At 40.3% G+C, this 20,947-nt stretch carries 19 protein-coding genes; 14 read left to right on the top strand and 5 right to left on the bottom strand.

Features of this window, described 5'->3' with window-relative positions; translation table 11 throughout:
• The first annotated feature begins 173 nt into the window (after window positions 1-173).
• Together A9267_RS03580 and A9267_RS03575 are read left to right on the top strand one after the other, a co-directional pair.
• Window positions 174-941 carry a Nif3-like dinuclear metal center hexameric protein gene (locus tag A9267_RS03580; RefSeq protein WP_065108261.1) on the top strand — a complete coding sequence of 256 codons (768 nt, stop codon included), beginning with the start codon at window positions 174-176 and terminating at the stop codon, window positions 939-941.
• A gap of 27 nt (window positions 942-968) precedes the next feature.
• Window positions 969-2,906 (top strand): monovalent cation:proton antiporter-2 (CPA2) family protein, encoded by a 1,938-nt coding sequence (locus A9267_RS03575; RefSeq protein WP_082972172.1) that lies wholly within the window; start codon window positions 969-971, stop codon window positions 2,904-2,906.
• Window positions 2,907-2,989: 83 nt separating this feature from the next.
• Here A9267_RS03575 and metG read toward each other — a convergent pair whose 3' ends face one another.
• The gene (metG, locus tag A9267_RS03570) at window positions 2,990-5,032 is read right to left on the bottom strand and encodes a methionine--tRNA ligase (RefSeq protein ID WP_065108260.1); all 2,043 of its coding nucleotides are present in this window, start codon (window positions 5,030-5,032) and stop codon (window positions 2,990-2,992) included.
• Between the two features lie 155 nt (window positions 5,033-5,187).
• Between metG and apbC the strand changes: the two genes are divergently transcribed.
• The 8 genes from apbC (at window position 5,188) to A9267_RS03530 (ending at window position 11,853) form a co-directional block, all read left to right on the top strand.
• On the top strand, window positions 5,188-6,303 hold the full coding sequence (gene apbC / locus A9267_RS03565) for an iron-sulfur cluster carrier protein ApbC (RefSeq protein WP_055024448.1): 1,116 nt from the start codon (window positions 5,188-5,190) through the stop codon (window positions 6,301-6,303).
• A 9-nt stretch (window positions 6,304-6,312) separates the two neighbouring features.
• A complete protein-coding gene (udk, locus tag A9267_RS03560) occupies window positions 6,313-6,951 on the top strand; it encodes a uridine kinase (RefSeq protein ID WP_055024449.1) in 639 nt (212 codons plus the stop codon).
• A gap of 247 nt (window positions 6,952-7,198) precedes the next feature.
• On the top strand, window positions 7,199-8,044 hold the full coding sequence (gene pabC, locus A9267_RS03555) for an aminodeoxychorismate lyase (protein WP_065108259.1): 846 nt from the start codon (window positions 7,199-7,201) through the stop codon (window positions 8,042-8,044).
• A 6-nt stretch (window positions 8,045-8,050) separates the two neighbouring features.
• Window positions 8,051-9,061: an endolytic transglycosylase MltG gene (gene mltG / locus A9267_RS03550; protein WP_065108258.1), complete on the top strand. Its 1,011-nt coding sequence runs from the start codon at window positions 8,051-8,053 to the stop codon at window positions 9,059-9,061.
• Window positions 9,058-9,687, top strand: a complete 630-nt coding sequence (tmk, locus tag A9267_RS03545; RefSeq protein ID WP_065108257.1) for a dTMP kinase — start codon at window positions 9,058-9,060, stop codon at window positions 9,685-9,687. The genes mltG and tmk overlap by 4 nt, the downstream gene beginning before the upstream one ends.
• A 34-nt stretch (window positions 9,688-9,721) precedes the next feature.
• Complete coding sequence (holB, locus tag A9267_RS03540) at window positions 9,722-10,681, top strand: DNA polymerase III subunit delta' (RefSeq protein ID WP_055024453.1); 960 nt, start codon at window positions 9,722-9,724, stop codon at window positions 10,679-10,681.
• Window positions 10,682-10,693: 12 nt separating this feature from the next.
• Window positions 10,694-11,020 carry a PilZ domain-containing protein gene (locus A9267_RS03535; protein ID WP_055024454.1) on the top strand — a complete coding sequence of 109 codons (327 nt, stop codon included), beginning with the start codon at window positions 10,694-10,696 and terminating at the stop codon, window positions 11,018-11,020.
• Between the two features lie 44 nt (window positions 11,021-11,064).
• Window positions 11,065-11,853, top strand: a complete 789-nt coding sequence (locus A9267_RS03530; protein ID WP_065108256.1) for a TatD family hydrolase — start codon at window positions 11,065-11,067, stop codon at window positions 11,851-11,853.
• A 344-nt stretch (window positions 11,854-12,197) separates the two neighbouring features.
• Here the strand turns inward: A9267_RS03530 and rsmF are convergent, their stop codons facing one another.
• Window positions 12,198-13,640, bottom strand: coding sequence for a 16S rRNA (cytosine(1407)-C(5))-methyltransferase RsmF (gene rsmF, locus A9267_RS03525; protein ID WP_065108255.1), 1,443 nt, complete (start codon window positions 13,638-13,640; stop codon window positions 12,198-12,200).
• Between the two features lie 98 nt (window positions 13,641-13,738).
• Here rsmF and A9267_RS03520 point away from each other — a divergent pair, with 98 nt between their 5' ends.
• Window positions 13,739-14,965, top strand: coding sequence for a nucleoside recognition domain-containing protein (locus tag A9267_RS03520; RefSeq protein ID WP_065108254.1), 1,227 nt, complete (start codon window positions 13,739-13,741; stop codon window positions 14,963-14,965).
• A 191-nt stretch (window positions 14,966-15,156) separates the two neighbouring features.
• Here the strand turns inward: A9267_RS03520 and A9267_RS03515 are convergent, their stop codons facing one another.
• From A9267_RS03515 to A9267_RS03505, 3 genes are read right to left on the bottom strand one after another with little or no spacing between them, the layout of a single operon-like run.
• Entirely contained in the window at window positions 15,157-17,796 is a 2,640-nt protein-coding gene (locus A9267_RS03515; RefSeq protein ID WP_065108253.1) for an MlaD family protein, read from the bottom strand.
• A complete protein-coding gene (locus A9267_RS03510; RefSeq protein WP_055024459.1) occupies window positions 17,783-18,433 on the bottom strand; it encodes a paraquat-inducible protein A in 651 nt (216 codons plus the stop codon). Before A9267_RS03510 ends, A9267_RS03515 begins: the two co-directional genes overlap by 14 nt.
• Window positions 18,423-19,052, bottom strand: coding sequence for a paraquat-inducible protein A (locus A9267_RS03505; RefSeq protein WP_065108252.1), 630 nt, complete (start codon window positions 19,050-19,052; stop codon window positions 18,423-18,425). Before A9267_RS03505 ends, A9267_RS03510 begins: the two co-directional genes overlap by 11 nt.
• Before the next feature lie 214 nt (window positions 19,053-19,266).
• On the opposite strand from A9267_RS03505, the gene A9267_RS03500 reads away from it, so the two are divergent.
• The 3 genes from A9267_RS03500 to proQ all read left to right on the top strand — a co-directional run bounded on the left by A9267_RS03500 (window position 19,267) and on the right by proQ (window position 20,941).
• The gene (locus tag A9267_RS03500) at window positions 19,267-19,560 is read left to right on the top strand and encodes a YebG family protein (RefSeq protein ID WP_065108251.1); all 294 of its coding nucleotides are present in this window, start codon (window positions 19,267-19,269) and stop codon (window positions 19,558-19,560) included.
• 18 nt (window positions 19,561-19,578) lie between these two features.
• Window positions 19,579-20,037 (top strand): GAF domain-containing protein, encoded by a 459-nt coding sequence (locus A9267_RS03495; protein WP_065108250.1) that lies wholly within the window; start codon window positions 19,579-19,581, stop codon window positions 20,035-20,037.
• Window positions 20,038-20,305: 268 nt separating this feature from the next.
• On the top strand, window positions 20,306-20,941 hold the full coding sequence (proQ, locus tag A9267_RS03490) for an RNA chaperone ProQ (protein WP_065108249.1): 636 nt from the start codon (window positions 20,306-20,308) through the stop codon (window positions 20,939-20,941).
• Window positions 20,942-20,947: the final 6 nt, after the last annotated feature.

Genomic DNA, 20,947 nt, shown 5'->3' with positions numbered 1-20,947 from the left:
ATAGTTTTATTTAATGTTTTCAACATCCCTTAGCGCTAATTTTAGTGTTTAAAGTACCCAAAAGTCCAATTTAAGCCAAAATCGCTTAGCAAATAAGCAATGTTAACAAGGGTTTTTCAATAAGTATTGGTCTGCGTTACACTATTAATATCAAAAATTTTAGGGTTAGTTTTATGTCATTAACGTCTGTATCTCGCGAGCAATTATCCAACTATCTAAATGATTTCCTTAGCGTTAGCCAATTTAAAGATTATGCACCTAATGGACTGCAGGTTCAGGGCACAGATACGATTAGTACCATAGTCACTGGGGTAACAGCTTGCCAAGCGCTCATTGACCAAGCGGCTGCAGTGAATGCTGATGCCATATTGGTTCATCATGGATTTTTTTGGAAAAATGAACCAGAAGTGCTTACAGGGATGAAATATAAGCGAATTAAAACGCTTATGAGTCACGATATGAATTTATTCGGCTATCATTTACCACTAGATGCCCATGAAACTATTGGAAATAATGCAGAACTTGCTAAAAAGTTGGGATTAGTCGATGTTGAAGTGTGTGCAGATATTCCACAAAATTTACTTTGGAAAGGAAAACTTGCAACGCCACTTTCGCCTCTACAATTAAGTGAGTTATTGAATCAAAAATTATATCGCCAACCACTTCATATAGGCGATGATGAGCAAATAATTTCATCGTTGGCATGGTGTACTGGTGGAGCGCAAGATTATATTGATCATGCTGCGGCTCTGGGAGTTGATGCATTTATAAGTGGTGAAGTTTCTGAGCGCACGTATCACTGTGCAATGGAGCAGGGAATCCATTATTTTGCTGCTGGTCACCATGCAACTGAGCAATTTGGTATTCAAGCATTAGGTGAACATTTAGCTGAAAAATTTGGTTTGACACATCAGTTTATTGACATTGTTAATCCTGTTTAATCAATAGAAAAACCAAAGGTTAACGCCATGACTGAATATTTTATTCAAGCATTTATTTATTTATCAGCAGCGGTTATCGCAGTGCCTATTGCTCAACGCATGGGCTTAGGTTCCGTACTTGGCTATTTGATCGCAGGGGTTGTCATTGGACCGATTGTTGGGTTAGTCGGAAGTGAAACCAACACCATTCAGCATTTTGCAGAATTTGGCGTCGTCATGATGCTATTTTTAGTCGGTCTGGAGCTTGAACCTAAAATGCTCTGGTCGATGAGACATCGATTAGTGGGCATGGGTGGCCTGCAAGTCGGCTTATCGGCGGGTATTGTGATGGCTATTGCTATGATGTTTGAAATGTCATGGACGGTCGCGTTAACTATTGGCTTAATTTTCTCCTTATCTTCCACAGCGATTGTTTTACAAACATTAAATGAAAAAGGCTTAACCAAAACAACGGCTGGCAAGAATGCATTTGGCGTGTTGTTATTTCAAGACATCGCGGTAATTCCTATGCTTGCGCTTATTCCGCTCCTAGCGCTTCCTGAATTAGTTGAAGCTGCGCAATACTCAGTGGCAGCTGCTGCTGAGCACCACGAAGAACTTTCTTTGGTTGCAGACTTACATGGTGGTTTATATGCGCTGGTATTAGTGCTTTCAATCGGCTTGGTTGTATTTGGGGGACATTACTTGAGTCGGCCTGTATTCAGGTTTATTGCAGATTCAGGGGTGCGTGAGATTTCAACTGCGGCGGCTTTACTTTTGGTGATTGGGATTGCAACGCTAATGAGCTTAGTAGGGGTATCACCTGCACTTGGTACATTCTTAGCGGGTGTCGTACTTGCAAACAGTGAATTTAAACATGAGCTTGAAACACATATTGGTCCATTTAAAGGGTTATTGCTAGGCTTGTTTTTCATTACGGTCGGCGCAGGTATCGACTTTGAAATCCTTTGGAATTATCTCGGAGTGATATTAGGCGTCACAGCTGCTGTGATGCTATTGAAAGCGTTGGTATTATTAGTGCTGAGCTTTATATTTCGTATCAAAGGAAGTGATAGATGGTTATATACTCTTAGCTTGGCGCAAGCAGGTGAGTTTGGCTTTGTATTGTTAAGTTTTAGTCAGCAAAACCATGTGATTTCGCAAGAAATTGCGCAGCCATTATCGATAGTCGTTGCGTTATCTATGTTCTTTACCCCTGGGTTATTCATTTTTTACGAAAAAGTCATTTTGCCTAAATACGAGAAAACCTCGAATGATCGCGAGCAAGATGAAGTCGATGAGCAGGGAACAGTCATCATTGCAGGTATTGGTCGTTTCGGACAGATTGTGAATCGTTTACTGCTGTCTAATGGTGTTAAAACCGTCGTGCTGGATCACCAAGCGACCCAAGTAGACAACTTACGTAAAATCAATACGAAAGCTTACTATGGTGATGCAACTCGTCCTGATTTACTTGAGACGGCTGGCGTTGCCACTGCGTCGGCATTTGTTGTCGCGATTGATAACCCACAAAGTAGCGTTGAGCTCGTCAAGCACCTTAAGTACAAGTATCCTCACTTAAAAGTGATCAGCCGTGCATTTGATCGGGGACATGGTCATTTGTTACGTCAAGCTGGAGCCGACTATGTTGAATCTGAAACATTCAGGTCGGCATTGAAAGTAGGCGCTGAATCAATGAAAGCAATGGGGTTCTCTTCAGAGTTGGTCGAGCGACAAAAACAAACGTATATGAGAGTGGAAAAAGAAGCTTCTGAAGTACTGTATAACGAATGGGCTAGTCGCACTGACGGTGAGAAGTTTGGCGGAGATTTCATTAATCTATTTATTGAATATGAAGAGCGTTTAAAAGAAGCAATTGAAGCTGATACTGAGGCTTATAAAAGTCAGCGTTTTGCTCAAGAAGCCCCATGTGACCCTGAAAATGCGAACGCTTGCGAAGATGCTAATCCAAAGGTGATGTCATAATATGTTTTCTGGCTAGCTAGAAGCTGACTGATAAATAAAAAGGCCGTCAATTGACGGCCTTTTTTGTATTCACTCACGAGAGACTACATCACTCGCATGCCTGGTTTAGCGCCAGCATGTGGTTCTAAAATCCAGATATCTTTGCCACCAGGGCCTGCTGCTAACACCATGCCTTCAGACTCGCCAAACTTCATCTTACGCGGTGCAAGGTTTGCAACCATGACAGTGTGTTTACCAATTAAATCTTCTGGCGCATAAGCCGATTTAATGCCAGCAAATACTTGTTTCGTTTCACCGCCTAAATCAAGCTCTAAACGAAGCAGTTTATTCGCTTTTTCAATGTGCTCGGCTTTAGCAATGAGTGCAATACGTAAATCGACCTTAGCAAAATCATCAAAAGTGATTTCAGGTGCTAACGGCTCTTTTTCAAGTTCTGTTTGCACTTGCTCAGCTTTAGGGGCTTTGGTTTCTGCAACTTGAAGATTTTCAGTTGACGCTTCAATAATCGCCTCAATACTCTTCATTTCAATACGTTGCATTAACGCTTTAAACTTAGCAATTTCGTGGCCTGCTAAATCTTGGTTTAAATTGTCCCAAGTTAAGGTTAACTGTAGGAAGCTTTCAACTTTTTCAGCTAACTGAGGCAACACTGGTTTTAGGTAAGTCACCAAAATACGGAACAAGTTAAGTGCATTACTACAAACTTGATGCGCTTCTTCTTGTTTTGCTTCGTCTTTGATTAACTGCCAAGGTGCAGCATCGGCAACATAAGCGTTCGCCATATCGGCAAGTGCCATGATTTCACGCATTGCTTTACCGAATTCACGGGTTTCATATAAATCAGCAATAAGATCTTGTTTAGCTAAGAAGGCTTCTGTTAACGACATATCGTTAATTTTAGCTAACTTACCTTCAAATCGTTTACTGATAAAACCAGCCGTGCGAGATGCTAAGTTTACCAATTTACCGACTAGATCTGAGTTTACACGTTGAGCGAAGTCTTCAAGGTTTAAATCTAAGTCATCAACACGGCTATTTAATTTTGCGGCATAGTAATAACGAAGGTACTCAGGGTTTAAGTTATCTAAGTAGGTACGGGCTTTGATGAAGGTGCCTTTTGATTTAGACATCTTTGCGCCGTTCACTGTGACGTAACCATGAGCAAAAACACTCGTAGGTTTACGCACTCCTGCGCCATCAAGCATTGCAGGCCAGAATAAACCGTGGAAGTTTACGATATCTTTACCGATAAAGTGATAAAGCTCGGTGCTTGAATCTTTATTCCAGTATTCGTCAAAGTTCAGATCATCACGTTTATCACATAAGTTTTTGAATGAACCCATGTAACCAATTGGGGCATCTAGCCACACATAGAAAAACTTGCCAGGTTGCTCTGGAATTTCGAATCCAAAATAAGGCGCATCGCGTGAGATATCCCACTGTTGTAATCCTTGGTCGAACCATTCTCTTAATTTGTTAGCAATTTCAGGTTGTAAAGAACCTGATGAAAGCCATTCGCCTAACATGGTTTCAAATGCTGGTAAGTCAAAAAAGAAGTGTTCACTGTCTTTCATGACTGGAGTTGCACCTGATACAACAGAGTAAGGATTGATTAAATCTGTTGTGCTGTAAGTTGCACCGCAGTTATCACAGTTATCACCGTATTGATCTTCGCTTTTACATTTAGGGCAGGTGCCTTTAACGAAACGATCCGGTAAAAACATTTCTTTTTCAGGATCATATAATTGCGAGATGGTTTTGGTTTTGATGTAACCGCCATCGCGTAATTTTAAGTAAATATCACTGGCTAATTCACGGTTCTCATCACTGTGAGTACTGTGAAAGTTATCAAATTGAATATTAAAGTCCGCGAAATCTTGTTCATGCTCTTTTTGTACTTGAGCAATCATTTCTTCTGGGGTAATTCCCATTTGTTGAGCTTTGAGCATGATTGGGGTGCCATGGGCATCATCAGCACAAATATAGTGACATTCATGTCCACGAAGCTTTTGGTAACGAGACCAAATATCAGTTTGAATATACTCAAGCATATGACCTAAATGGATAGGACCATTGGCATATGGGAGGGCACTTGTCACCAGGATTTTACGTTGTGAATTTGTCATTTTGTCTCAACAATCGATTACACTAAATATATGGTCAAGATACTAACCGATCAAAGTGATTATTTCATCAAACAACAACAAAAACGGCTAAATTAGCGCTCATTTTTCTCTAATTCTGGTACACTTGGGCAAATTTTTCGCTGGGAGTTCTGCTTTTGTCTACTTCGCATACAGATTATCAATTAAGTGATGACCTTCTTGGTCCAGTATTGAGTATTTTAGATGCATATCAAGATCCATATTTAGCCGAAGGGTTAGTGTCTGCAGGTTGTGTTAATAAGCTTGCGATAGAAGGCAAACGACTGCTTCTTGGCTTGGTATATCCTTACCCTTGTATGACGCAATATCGCGATACGGTTATGGATGTGACAAAAAAGCTCGCCGTGTTAGACGCCATCGACGAAGTCGAATGCGAAATTGATTTCCAGCCTCGCGTATTTTCAGCCATTGCTTCAGTAGAACCTATTCCAAATATCAAGCAAGTGATTGCTGTGGCTTCTGGTAAAGGTGGTGTCGGTAAATCTACAACCGCTGTCAACCTTGCGTTGGCATTAAAAGCAGAAGGCGCTGAAGTCGGTATTTTAGATGCTGATATTTATGGCCCATCAATCCCAATGATGTTGGGGCTTCAAGGTTTTAAACCGACATCACCAGATGGCAAAATGATGACAGCAGCTTCTGCACATGGCATTTCAGCTCAATCAATTGGCTTTATGCTAGGTGATGGAGAAGCCGCTGTTTGGCGCGGTCCAATGGCAGCAGGTGCATTGAACCAGTTATTAACTGAAACTCAGTGGCCAGAATTAGATTATTTAGTGATTGATTTGCCACCAGGAACTGGTGACATACAATTAACACTGTCACAAAAGTTTCCAGTCAGTGGCACGGTTGTTGTTACAACACCACAAGATATCGCACTTGAAGATGCTAAAAAAGGCATCACCATGTTCCAAAAAGTGGATATTCCAGTTTTAGGTATCATCGAGAACATGAGCTTTCATTTATGTCCTGAATGTGGTCATAAAGAACATCCTTTTGGTACCCATGGCGGCAGCAAGATTGCTGAACGTTATGAAGTGCCATTATTGGGCGCATTGCCGCTTAATATTAATATTCGTGAGTCAATGGATGAAGGTAACCCTGCGGTTGCCAGTAAGCCAGACTCAGAAGTTGCTGCTATTTATCGTGAAATTGCCCGTAAAGTGGGTGCACAACTTGCCAAGCAGCAAAACAAAAACACAGTTTCAATCAGTATTTCAGACGACGAGTAAGGTTAAGTAATGAATTCTCAGCAATGTGTCATTATTGGTATCGCAGGTGCTTCAGCATCAGGCAAAAGTTTAATTGCCCAAACGATTTTTGAAGAACTAAAACGCGACCTAGGCACCGATCAAATCGGTGTGATTAATGAAGATGCGTATTACCGTGACCAAAGTCATATGACAATGGAAGACCGTGTTAAAACCAATTATGATCATCCTAAAGCACTGGATCATCAACTATTAGCTGAACACCTTAAACAATTAAAGAAGGGTGAGCAGGTAAATATTCCTTGTTATAGCTACAAAGAACATACTCGCATGAGTAAAACTCTGGATATGCAGCCTAAAAAGGTCATTATCTTAGAAGGTATTTTATTGTTAACTGATCCTAAATTACGTGAACTTATGGATGCGAGTGTATTCATGGACACACCGTTGGATATTTGTTTCTTACGTCGTTTAACTCGTGACGTTGCAGAGCGTGGCCGTACAATGGAATCGGTTATTGCGCAATATAAAGCAACAGTGCGCCCAATGTTCTTACAGTTTATTGAACCGTCAAAACAGCATGCTGATATCATTGTACCTCGTGGTGGTAAAAACAGAATTGCGACGGATATTTTAAAAGCTCGAATTCAACATCTATTAGCAAGATAATATTTTTCGCTTTATACAGATGCTTGTTTAAGTGATAAATTATAGGCTCTAATTCAGAGCCTATTTTTTAATGACGCTTTTAAATAGTATTACACCGCTTGTTATTTTAATTATCACCTACAAGATACGTAAATATGGCGTTGCGGCGGGGTGTTACAAATGTCTTGCAATAACTCATCGATGTAAATTGATAACAGATTAAGTAAAAAAGTAGTTTTCACCCGCAGGGATAGATTCAGGATAAAACATGGCTTTAGTATTTGTGAACGGACAATCTGATAATACTATTCAAGCGCTCGACAGGGGGCTTGCATATGGCGATGGCGTATTTGCAACTATGCGAGTTTCCAATAGTCAGTTGATGTTTATTGAAGCGCACCTGTCTCGGTTAAACCAAGCTTGCCTTAGATTAGGTTTCCAACCTCCAGTTTTATCTGATTTACAGTCCCGTTTGCAAAAGCATGCACAATCACTCGGTGAGGGATGTATAAAGCTCTTAATTAGTCGTGGTGTTGGTGGACGCGGTTATACCGCCCCATCGAATCCGACCATAACTGAAATGATATCTCTGCATGAGATACCAAAGCATTACCAAGGTTGGCAGCAGCAAGGTATTAGTTTGTCAGTTTCATCCGTACAGTTGGCTAAACAGCCATTATTAGCGGGAATGAAGCATTTAAATCGCCTCGAACAAGTGTTGATTAAACAGTATGAATTAACAGCTAAAGCAGATGATTGGCTTATTTTGGATACTGATAATCATGTTGTTGAAACTTCAATGGCTAATATATTTTTGGTCATAGGTAACCAAGTGATTACCCCAAAACTTTCTGATAGCGGTGTGGCGGGCGTAATGCGAGAGCAAGTCATCAACACATTGCTAGATAATCATTTTGCTGTCATGGCGACAAAGGTGACAATGGATGATATTAAAAACGCTGACCATGTCTTTATCACCAATAGTTTATTGGGTATGGTAAATATTAATTCAATTATTGATCGCCAAGTTAATGCCAGCTTAAGCTCGACCACTCACTATAAACCTTGGCAGTACACCACACCATTATTAACCCAGCTAACATTGTCACTATAAAATAATATGAAAAAAACACTCACGATACTTCTTACATCTTTGATGACACTGACTACGGTTGCGTGTGTGGTTGGGTTTTGGGCCTACCAACAGATTTTGGCCTACCCCAAACAAGCACTCAAGCTTGAAGAGCCGACCGAATTAGTGATTGCCCAAGGTATGAATATTACTAAACTAGGAAAAGAACTTGAAACAAATGGAACGCTTTCTGATAGTTGGAAATTTAAATATTTATTAAAAATTAAGCCTGAATATGCGCATATAAGAACAGGGTTATATCAAATTAATCCTGGAGACAATATCGAGTCATTGTTAACAAAACTAAACCGAGGCGACGAAATGACTTTTTCGTTGACCTTAATTGAAGGTAAAACCATTAAAGAATGGCATGAAGCATTAACTGATTTGCCGCATTTAACGTTTGATGAGGACGTATTTAATCGAGTTCTGCTAAAAAATGGTGATGATTCAGGATTACCTGAAGGAAAGTTTTTTCCCGAAACTTATCAATATCAAGCCAACGAATCACTTGAGTCAATTTTAAATCGCAGCTATCAGATGATGCAAAAGACCTTAGAGCAAGCTTGGGAAGAGCGAGATAAGGAACTTAAACTCAAGACGCCTTATGAATTACTAACAATTGCATCTATTATTGAGAAAGAAACAGGTAAGCCATCAGAGCGTGATTGGGTTGCCGCAGTGTTTAATAACAGATTGAAACTTGGGATGCGCTTGCAAACCGATCCAACAGTGATTTATGGCATGGGTGAGCGCTATAACGGAAATATCACGCGCGCTGATTTACGCGAGAAAACAGCATTTAATACCTATCGAATAAATGGGCTACCGCCTACACCAATCGCTGCCCCAAGTAAGGCTGCTATTTTTGCCGCTGCGAAACCAGCTGACGTGAAGTATTTATACTTTGTATCAAGAAATGACGGTAGTCATGTATTTTCAGAGACATTAGCACAACATAATCGTGCCGTTAACGAGTATCAGAGAAACAGAAAATGATCGAACAAAAAGTGAAGTTTGTCGTAATTGAAGGCCTCGAAGGCGCAGGAAAATCAAGTGCGATTGAACTTGTAAAAACACTCATTACCTCCCATACCGGAAAAGCGCCGGTGTGTACTCGTGAGCCTGGTGGAACACCATTAGCTGAGAAAATGCGCGATTTAGTAAAAGTTGCTGATGAAACCGATCCTTTATGTGATGAAGCAGAATGCCTACTTTTTTATGCTGCAAGGGCTCAGCTTATTGCCAATGTAATTAAGCCTGCACTTGCTGACAATACATGGGTATTAGGCGATCGCCATAACTTGTCATCTTTAGCCTATCAAGGCGGTGGAAGAGGGTTGATGCCGCTTGTAAAATCAATCAGTGATATTACCTTAAAAGGGTTTAAACCGGATTTGACCTTGTACTTGGATATTGAGCCAAAACTTGGGCTTGAGCGAGCTGCAAATCGTGGTGCACTGGATAGAATTGAAGTTCAAAAAATCGAATTTTTTGAACGCGCACGAGCAACATTTTTAGATTTTGCTGCAAAAGATGACTCTATTATTGTTATTGATGCCAGTAAAACCCTTGAAGAAGTGCATCAACAAATTACGACAGAATTAACGGCAAGATTATCTTGAATAGCACCACTTCACGACAAACAGTGAGCCAATAATGCAGGCATTTTATTTGAACCAACTTCCGTGGTTAGATGCGCCATTTACGCGTTTTGTTAACGAGCGACTAAGTGGTCATAGTGCTCATGCGCAACTGGTAAGCATTGAACAAGGGTATGGCGGGCATATTCTTGCTAGGGAAATGGCTGAAGCTGCAATGTGCACTCAACTAACACCTGTTGGCGCATGTGGGCAATGCAAAAGTTGTTTATTGTTTAAAGCAGGAACACACCCAGATTGTCATGTTATTAAAGCTGATGGTACACAGATTAAAGTGGATCAAATACGTGACTTGTGCCAAAAACTCACGGTGACAGCGCAGCAAGGTGGTCAACGGGTTGCAATTATTCAAAATAGTGAGCAATTCAACCTTGCTTCAGCAAATGCACTATTAAAAACATTGGAAGAGCCTGGGAATAATATTTTAATTATTTTACAAACTGATGTGCCGTCTCGATTACTTGCTACAATTAAAAGTCGTTGCCAACAGGTGGCTTACCTTAAACCTAACAAGCAACAAGTACTTGATTGGTTAAATCAATTCCAACTACTGCCTCCTGCACCAGAAGGCCAAAAAACACATGATGTCACGTGGTGTTTAGGTATGATGGGTGGACCGTTAAAATTGGCTGAGAGTTTAGAAAATGAGCATTATCATAAGCTATTAACTTTTCGACAAGATTGGGCTAAAAGTATTCAGTCAGGTCATCTTAGTGGTAGTTTAATCAAGGTTTCTGAACAGCAAATTGTTGACGCACTTAATGTTTTATATTTGTACTTGCGACAATATGTGTTAAAAAGTAAAAAGATAGATCCATTAGCGACAAGTAACATTATTGGTTTGTCTTCGAAAGTGGCACAAATGTGTCAGCGATTAACGACAATGGCGAGTATTAATGCCCCAGCATTATGCCAAGACTATATACTCGAATTTAGACAACTTATTCATCTTAAATAATAGACTGAGACTATGACCGATCTTGTGGTAAATTTTGATACTCTGCACCAATTGTACAGAGCTTATATGCCTTTTATTAAACCTGCGGGTTTATTTATTTCAACGACTGAAAGCCATTTTTTAGGGCAAGAGTTGTCTATTTCATATAAATTACCTGGTACATCTCAAATGACCGACTTTAAAGGTGTTGTGGTTTGGATTAACCCTTTAGGCGCATCAGGTGGCAGGCCAGCAGGTATTGGTGTCAAAATTAAAACCGATCCTGAAAGCCATAAACACCATATTGAAAAATTGCTTTCAAGTGAACTTTCTTCAAGTGATTTGACCTGCACTATGTAGCTAGGTATTCTTGCTGGCTTATTTTCGTTTTAGATAAAATACCCATGTTAATTGACTCTCATTGCCACTTGGACCGTTTAAAAGCGGCGCCAGATCAACCTAGTTTACAAGCTATCATCGACGCTGCTAAATCTCGCGGTGTAGATTACCTGTTATGCGTTAATGTACGCCAACAAGGTTTCGAATCAATGCGTGAGAAAATGGCGCAATTCGATAACGTATTCCTTTCTTCTGGTGTGCACCCATTAGATGTTCAAGAAGGGCTAAATCTAGCTGAAATCAAACAATTTGCGACTGATAAAAAGGTGGTTGCAATTGGTGAAACTGGTTTAGATTATTTTTACGCACCAGAAACGAAAACGCTGCAACAACAATGTTTCGAGCAGCAAATTGCCTTGGCTGTTGAAGTGAATAAACCGCTGATTGTCCATACACGTGATGCCCGTGAAGACACTATTTCAATGTTAAAAGCAGGCGGCGCTGATAAAGTTGGTGGTGTATTACATTGCTTTACTGAAAACTGGGAGATGGCGAAGGCGGCGATTGACTTAGGTTTTTATATCTCAGTGTCTGGTATTGTGACGTTTAAAAATGCTGGTGAATTACGCAGTGTTATTCGACAAGTGCCGCAAGATAGATTACTTGTTGAAACTGACTCACCGTATTTAGCGCCCGTACCGCACAGAGGTCAGGAGAATCAACCAGCTTATGTGCGTGATGTCGCTGAATTTGTCGCTGAACTTCGTGGTGAGAAATATGAAGAGTTAGCTCGTTATACCTCTGAGAACTTCTTTAACCTTTTCACAGATGCAGCGAAACTCATTGGTCGCTAGTTTCAGACAAAAAAAGACCCAAAACTATCCAATTGTTCTGGGTCTAGGGGAATGGCTCTTCATAAAAGAGCCTTGCGCTACTGTTGAGAGGCTATTCTCAGTAAATCAGTTAAGTTGTATTCAGTTAAGTTGTATTCAGTTAAGTTGCATTCAGTTAAGTTGCATTGTGGTCTACATTAAGGAATGTTTCGCTAGCACAACTTGATTCACAAATTATAGTTATCATTTGTCATATTGCACATTTATTGAACGATAATTATGCAAATAACCTACTTTGGGATGACGCTAGTGTATAAAACGAGCCACAGCTTAATTCGAATTTTGCTTATATTTGTTTGATTTTATTAAACTTTATCTATTTTGTCTTTAACCAAGTCACGTGGTAGATTGTTTTTTAATCTATGGCCTAAATGCTTGACGACACCTAATGGTGTTTGATTAAAACTAACCAACATTTCTCCCATTGCCGACTGTTCAATCCCATCAATCTCTAGAGTTGAAATGTCTCTGCCCATCAAAAACTCAATGGCTTGAGCGCGGCTCAGTTCAATGACTCGCTCTGTATTTTGGATATAATGACTTAACGCCATGATAGCTTCGTGCTTAACTTTAAAGCCTTTCTTCATCACATCTGCGAGCTTAAACCCGATACGTTGGAAGCGCATCAAACCAATAAACTCGTTGAACTTAGTAGGGAATAGCCAGTACTCATCATCACGCAGCATCACAGTATAATTTTCAGGAAGCTGGATATTGAATTGTTGGCTGAAGTAGGCTTTGATAGCCATTACTTGTTTGCTATTAGCCGATACAAACGGGAAGTTGCGTTGTGGTTTGGGGCATTTTTTCAATCTTGGTACTGAGGTTATTTTTTTTATTTTAGCGACAAAAAAACCTTCACTGTCGAAAATCTGTGGCCAAACATGTAAAAAGCCTTCTTCAGTACATGCTTTTTCAGCACCAGGAAATAAACCATTAAGTGGCATAAACTCAACCGCATCTGGATACTGTTGCTGAATATAGTGACAAATCTGCTGATTTTCGATTTGGCTGAGTGTACAAGTGGAATACACTAAAGTTCCACCAGGCTTGAGCGCTAATAATGCTGATTCTATAAGGACTTTCTGTGTTTCAGCTATGTCAGTAACGTCATCTAATTGCCAATGCTTTAGGGCGTTCGGGTCCTTACGTACTGTGCCTTCACCGCCGCACGGGGCATCAAGTAAAATAGCATCAAACTTTTCATATAAGTATTCACCGAACACTTTACCGTCAAAATGGGTAAGGGCACATTGATTCACTCCCATACGCTGCACATTAGCATGTAATATTTTAACTCGGCTTGATGAGTATTCATTTGCTATGAGTAAGCCATGGTTATTCATTAGGGCAGCGAGTTGTGTGGTTTTAGAACCGGGTGCAGAGGCAACGTCGAGTACCGTCTCAAGTATGTTGCTATCTGTGCTATCAAATAGTGCTACGGGCGGCAACATAGAGCTAGCTTCTTGAATATAAAATAGCCCTTGTATATGTTCTACCATGTTACCTGGTTGCTGATCTTCAGAGTGAGTAATCCAAAAACCTTCACTACACCAAGGGATAGGTTCATAACTCCAGTTTTTTTGCTTCATTATGTCGATAAAAGCAGCCACAGAAATTTTGAGAGTGTTGACTCTAATGGACTTTCTAAGTGGGCGCTGACACGCTGCAATAAACTCATCTAGATCAAGATGTTCAGGTAGTTCTGAAGAAATGTGAGTGAGGTAATTTGGGTTAATTTGCGCCATAGTAAAAAAATTCGATAAAACAACTGTGTAATTATGGATTAGATTATATCATGCATTTATCACCGTGAGTTCCTCGGGCAATAATGATGGAGTATTAAGTGCTGAATCGAGTTTGGTTGTTCTTTTTTGTAACGGCTGCTATTGCGATTGTTATTCAACTATTCAATGGTCATGTCGGAGTATTGAGTGATGCTGTAAATGGCATATTTAGTAGTGCGAAACTCGCCGCTGAGATATCTATTGGCTTAATCGGAGTGCTTGCTCTGTGGATGGGGCTAATGCAAGTAGGAGAGAAAGCCGGTGTAGTTGGTGTTTTCGCCAAATTATTTGAACCGTTATTATCTAAATTAATGCCAGAGGTACCTCGAGGTCATCCCGCTTATGGCAGTATGACGATGAACCTGACAGCTAATATGCTTGGTCTAGATAACGCAGCAACTCCACTTGGCTTAAAAGCCATGCACGACTTACAAAGCTTGAACCCAGATAAAACTGTCGCGACCAATGCACAAATTCTTTTCTTGGTATTAAATACTTCATCTGTGACTTTAGTACCTGTAACCGTTTTTCTATATCGAGCGCAGCAGGGCGCGGCAGCGCCGGCTGACGTTTTCTTACCGATATTATTAGCAACGGTTGCATCAACCGTTGTCGGCTTGACTGTGGTGGCGATAGTACAGCGGTTATCATTGCTAAATACCGTGGTGCTGGGGTATGGCGCAGTTCTATTTAGTGGATTAACCGCAAGTGTATTCTATCTGCTAACCTTATCAGCATCAGCCATTGGTACCATTTCTACTGCGCTCGGTAACGGGATTTTATTATTATTAATTTTGAGTTTTATCTTAATTGCAGGCTACCGGAAAGTCGCAATATACGATGAGTTTGTAGAAGGTGCCAAAGGAGGTTTTTCTCAAGCTATAACGTTAATCCCTTATTTATTAGCGATGTTGTTAGCGATTGGCATGTTAAGGGCATCCGGTGCGCTAGATTATGCATTACAGGGGCTTGCTGGTCTTGTGTCCATGATGGGGTTTGATAATCGTTTTGTTGATGCCATGCCTACTGCGTTAATGAAGCCTTTTAGTGGTTCCGGCGCACGGGCCATGATGTTAGAAACGATGGAACATCATGGTGTTGACTCTTTTGCTGGTCGATTATCGGCAATTTTCCAAGGTAGCACAGAAACCACTTTTTATGTGTTAGCTGTTTACTTTGGTTCTGTAGGGATCCGTAATAGCCGCCATGCACTGGGCTGTGGTTTGGCTGCCGATGTCGGCGGAATAATTGCTGCTATTGCAGTGTGCTATTGGTTCTATGGTTAAGTGAACGTCAGATATTTACCCATTTATTTAAGCGTTTATTGTGAATTCAGGTTTTTATGAGCTTATTGATGTTTGATTAGACAAAAGTCGGCAAATGCCGACTTTTTAAATGTTCCTTGAAGCTAACGTCACTTAATCTAATGTAACTCGAAAACCAACCTAGTTCAGTTTACATAGTGTCATTTTAATGATTACGGCTTCACTTGTTCTGGCTGCCATCTACGCCACTCTTCTTTCATCTTGTTGTAAAGGTTAAATCTCGCACCTGAAGCGATTTGATTTGCTGGGGTAGTGATGTCTTCGGTAACAACAGAAATCCCCCCTGAAAGCAGTGTTTCTAGTGAACCGGTTTCGATTTGTGCACCAGAGAAAATCCCAACCTCAAGTTTGATACCGGATGCGTCCCAGAAGCGGCTGCTTTGATTAACTAAGTGCGTGTATTGCTTTTCGATATGCGAGTACATCAATACCTTGTTGCCGTTTTCTGATAATGAATAACCATCAACTTGGCCAATAGAAATACCTCTGAAGAAAATAGGGGTACCCACTTTGATAGAACCCAGTTGACTATCTTCAAGGACTAACGTGACTGCATCAGCATCGATATTTGCATCATATCGGGCTGACAAATGTGCGGTAAAGTTATCGCTAATATCAGTTTGATTGCCCGGTAAAACACCGATGTAAGGGCCGGTGATTAGGGTTTCTGGGGCTGTTATACCCGTTAAAGATATTTGCGCATCAACCACAAAATATTCACTGTCCGCTTTAGTAAAGTGATCAGCATATTCACCGTATAAATAGGCACTTGCTGTTAACGTATCGAGGTTTTGATTTAACTTCACCTGCTGCACTACACCAATTTGATGGCCTTGATAGCGAATCGCTGCTTTTTCAGAAACTTTTGCTTCGGCAGGCAAGATTAAGGTAATGGCTTTAGCCTGTTTAAGCGCTAAGGCTTTAGAGTCATACAAGCGAGATACATTGCCTGGTTGGTCATTATCAAGTAAACCAAGGCTAATACTGCCTTTGAGTGCACCTTCTAAAGGTGCCACATCGACTTCGATACCAGACAAGCTTGCATTGATATTTGCTGCATCGTTACGCCAAAATACACTTGAGTCTTTAATCAACTGTTTAAACTTATTTTGTATTGCGATACGAATCGAGAATTGGTCTGTATTGCTGTTCCAATAAACTTCTTTAACACTACCGATTTGCATTTTTTTGTAATAAATAGGAGAACCTGCAGATAACCCCGCGCCATCGATACTGTCGAGTGTTAATGTGGTGATGTTATTTTTATTAAGGGCGACAAGTGCATCATCATTAGAACGATACAAGGCAAATTTTGCCTTCGGGGTAACTAATGCTTTATTTTTTCCTTGAACTAAGGAAATCGCACCTTCAATAACAGTGTTTAAATCTCTTGTTGTTACAGATACGCCGTCTAAAGATGCGTCAATACTTAACGCTGACTCTGTGACAAAATAACTATCAGTTGTTAATAGTGAGGCGAACTCAGGTAAAATTTCGACTTGGTACAGAACACCGGTAAAGTCTTCGGTTAATGTCACTTCAGTGATAGTACCAATAGGCATCTGTTTAAATCTAACTTCTGCGCCTGCAGTTAAGCCACTGTGCTCATCAGAAGTGAGTTGTATGGTGAGCTTTTGCGCTTGAAGCAAATCTGGCGCTTCAGGTTGTAAAGTAAATAGCTCTGGTAACGCTTGGTCACTGGTGCCTGGGAGCACATTGACGACACTCCCAGTTAATAAACGTGCTGCATGTTTCACACCTTCAAGCGAAATGTCGGCACCAGCAATCCAGAATTGGCTATCGGCATTTAATAAGTGCTGATATTGCACATCAAACTTGGCTAAAAATTTAACGCCGGATTCAGTCAATTGAGTTTGATGAACTTTACCCACCTGAACGCCACGATAAACCAGCGCTGAACCTTGGTTTATCTCATCTGCATTCTCGGCGGTAAGTACAAATTCAATCCCTTTAACTGCACTTTCTTCATCAGGGTAAAGTACGTAGGTATCGCCGCTAACTGCTTTGTCCGCTTTTGTATCTGAGTTGAAACTGATCCCGCCAGCAAGTAATGATGCCAAACTTTCGGTATTCACCTTAATTCCTGACATAGAGGCATCGATTTTGAGCCCAGAGACATTCCAAAATTGTGACTCTTGATTGACCAAGTGTGCGTATTGCTGCTCGATAAAGGTACTGATAGTAATGGTATCACTATCGATTAAGCGGTAGTTAACCACCTTGCCAACTGGCACTTGGCGGTAAAATACCATTGAGCCGACATCAAGGGAGCCTAGTGTTGAAGTGGTAAGGTTTACAACAATGCCTTCTTCATCATTGGGGATCATCGTAGGGGCTTCTGTTAAAGCAACAAACTCTGAAGCCGAACTGCCATCTCCTGGCTGAATAGCAATATAGTTACCTGAAAATAAGGTATCTAATCCTTCTATCCCGGTGATACTTGCTTTTGGAGTAACAAGCCAAAACTGGGTATTTTTGTTTAAAAATGGATCAGAGCGATAATCCATAATGATTTTAACATTGACGCCAGAAAGGTCTTTATCAATGCTGATATCGGTGACTTTACCGACCGTTAATCCCTGATATTTAACTAGGGTTTTACCGATATCGATACCGATAGCACTAGGGAAGTGCACTTGAACTTCAATTCCCGACTCTTTGATACTTTTAACACCTAGCCAAGCCCCTAATACCAGGGCAACAATAGGAAGTAACCAAATCGGAGAGAAAAGTTTCTTTTTAACGACTTTTGGTGATTCAATTCGTGTCATTTTTTTTGTCCAAGCGATCCCAAAGTAAACGTGTATCAAGCACCTTAGCTGCCAATTGAGTCAGTAAGATAACGAGTGCAAATGCGGTTGCTGCCGGAGCGGGTTTAGCATCTAAAAGTTGGCCCATATTGACTACCGCAACTGTCAGCGCAATAACGAATAAATCCAACATAGACCAGCGGCCAATCCATTCAATAATATGAAACCCCACCATGAGCTTCTTTTTTGAAACTGGTAAGTTAAAACTAATCGCAGTTAAATATATCGCTAGTCCTGCAATTTTTAGCCATGGTACTAAAATACTGGCGGTGAATACGATAATGGCAATAGGGATCATATCCGAATGCACTAAATGTACTATCCCAGTAAAAATAGTATCGTAAGTCACTTTGCCTTGGTTTGTGAGCATTGTGATCGGATAAATATTGGCTGGTATTAATAAAATCGCTGCAGTAATTAATAACGCCCAGCTTTGTTGCAAACTCTGTTCATTACGAGGTTGTATTTTTGATTCGCAGCGGCTGCAATACCCTTGCTCAATAGGGTTAATGTTGCGACATACCCCACACAAGGTCATACCGATATCTTTACCTTGCTGGTAATCATTGCTTTTAGCTTGTTCTATTTTATTCGTCATGAGTCAGCTTCCACATATGTTCCAGATTATACTCACGTTGCAAAAACAAAATAACCAAAAATAACATTCCGAAACAAAAAGTTCCCATGCCTAAATAGATATCCGCAAAGTCAGATAAATTGAATGCGGCCACCAAGAAAGAAATGACATAAATTTCTAACATTGATAATTGGGTGAGTAAGGCTTGGTTTTTCAGCAAACGCCGATAGGTTCGTTGCCAAAAGTAGCTGTGTAATTTGTTTTTTACGATAATGATTTGTAGCAATATCGACAGTATCAATAAGCCAGGAGCAATCACTGCTGAGGCAATAACTGCAACAGCGACAATCCAATAACCTTGTGCCCAAACTGCGATGGCTGTCTCGTAGACAGTCGTTGCACGGATGCTACCCAAAAAATGGATTTCTAAAACGGGTAAAAAATTAGCTGGGATAAAAAAAAGTAGCGCGGTAATACACAAAGCTAGCATGCCGTTAATAGAGCAATATGGCACATCATAGAGTGCCGTATGGCAGCGAGGACATAGGGCTCTGACATTCGAAGGTAGCGCACGGCGCTGAACTGCTAAGTCACAAGAGCGACATAAAACGATGCTCTCTTGATCTACATTTTTTGGCATATAAAGCGCAAACCATCCATCTATATAATTAAGAGCTCTAAATTACTGAACAATATCTGACTAAAGTGCACAAAATATGGCTTTAAATAGTCAAAACGTCAATTATTCAAGATACAATAAAACCAGATAATACCAGAATAATCAGAATACTTGCATCAGAAGTTAGTTCTATGACACTCTATGCACTGTATATAAAAACAGTAAGAGGTTAATCATGGCGGTAATTACAAAGTTTGTCGTGGTAAGAGAAGGGGTGGAAAAGATGACATTTACATCTAAAAAGGAAGCCGATGCCTATGACAAAATGCTCGACATTGCTGATAACTTAGTTCCTTTTATTACTAGCGCTGAACTCGAAATTGACGAGAATAGTGTGGAGAAGCTTGCTTTTTACTTAGCTTCTAATAAAGATGAGCTAGCTAATTTATTAAAAGGCGTAGTAAAACCTAAGCCAGCTGCCAATAAAGCAGCCACGAAAAAAACTAATAAAAAAGCGCCAACAGAATAAAATATTTTAGGAAGTAGAATGAAAGCTGAGTTTTATGACACATTGAACCGTCAAGTATTAGCATTAATGGAAGGCGAAGATGATCTGATTGCTGGTATGGCAAACTTTTCGGCCTTGTTAAACGATAATTTAGACAATATAAATTGGGTCGGCTTTTACATTAAAAAAGCAGACCAATTAGTCTTAGGTCCGTTTCAAGGTAAAGTTGCCTGTACTCGCATTGTGATAGGCAAAGGAGTTTGTGGGACAGCTGCGGCACTAGATCAGACTCAACTTGTTGAAGATGTACACCAATTTGAAGGGCATATTGCTTGTGATGCAGCCAGTAATTCAGAAATCGTTGTGCCGGTTCATAACGGAAATGATGTGGTTGCCGTGCTCGATATTGACAGTCCATTGTTGAATCGTTTTGATACAGACGATCAAAAAGGTCTCGAAATCTTAGTAAAAAGCTTCGAATCTTGCTTATTTGCTTAATTTGCGAACAAATAATCTAAATTGCAGGTCGCAATCGCTGTGATGCGCTTTATAATACTGAGCTGCACGCATTAACTACTGGAAAATTTATTTACTGTAAAATTGCAGCTAACTAAGTTAATTTGTTAAGGCATGTTTCAATTGCTTTAGCAATCATGTAGGAAGTGCTAATTTGAACGTTAAGCAAGACTCTGTTTAACGAAAGACAAACGACTGTACTAGCCAAGAAAGCTATTAACCAGTCCCCTTATATAACGTGGAAGTAAAAATGGAATCAACAGACAAGTTGACCGACACCAACGCAGTTTTAGCGTATTTATATGAAACTTTTCCTTCATGCTTTATTGCAGAAGGTGAAACTAAGCCATTAAAAATTGGTTTGTTTCAAGATTTAGCTGAAAGGTTGGCTGATGATTCTAAAGTAAGTAAGACACAATTACGTGTTGCACTTAGACGTTATACAAGTAGCTGGCGCTACCTTAAAGGCGTTAAAGCTGGCGTACAGCGTATCGACTTAGATGGCCAAGATTGTGGTGAGCTTGAGCAAGAGCATATTGATCACGCTCAGCAAACCCTAAAAGAAGGCCAAGAGAAAGCAAAGGCGAAACGCCAAGCACAAGCTGCAAAAGCAAATCCGAAGAAGCCTGCTAGAAAAGCACCTTCAGCAAAAGCTGCTCCAGTTAAGAAAGACCGTCCAGCAAAAGCGAAAAAGCCTGCTGAACCAAAAGTTAATTATGTGCCAGCAAAATTTGACGAGCTTAAACAAAAACAACGTGTTAGTGTGAAGTTAGGGCAAAACCCAGTTGCCGGCGTTATCACTGATATCAAGAAAGAAGATGTCCATGTACAGCTTGATTCTGGTTTAGTCGTTAAAGTACGTGCCGAGCATATTTTATTATCGTGATCATTT

The sequence above is a fragment of the Shewanella sp. UCD-FRSSP16_17 genome (assembly GCF_001675935.1).
In the GTDB taxonomy this organism is placed as follows: domain Bacteria; phylum Pseudomonadota; class Gammaproteobacteria; order Enterobacterales; family Shewanellaceae; genus Shewanella; species Shewanella japonica.
This window is presented reverse-complemented; position numbering and strand designations above follow the sequence as displayed.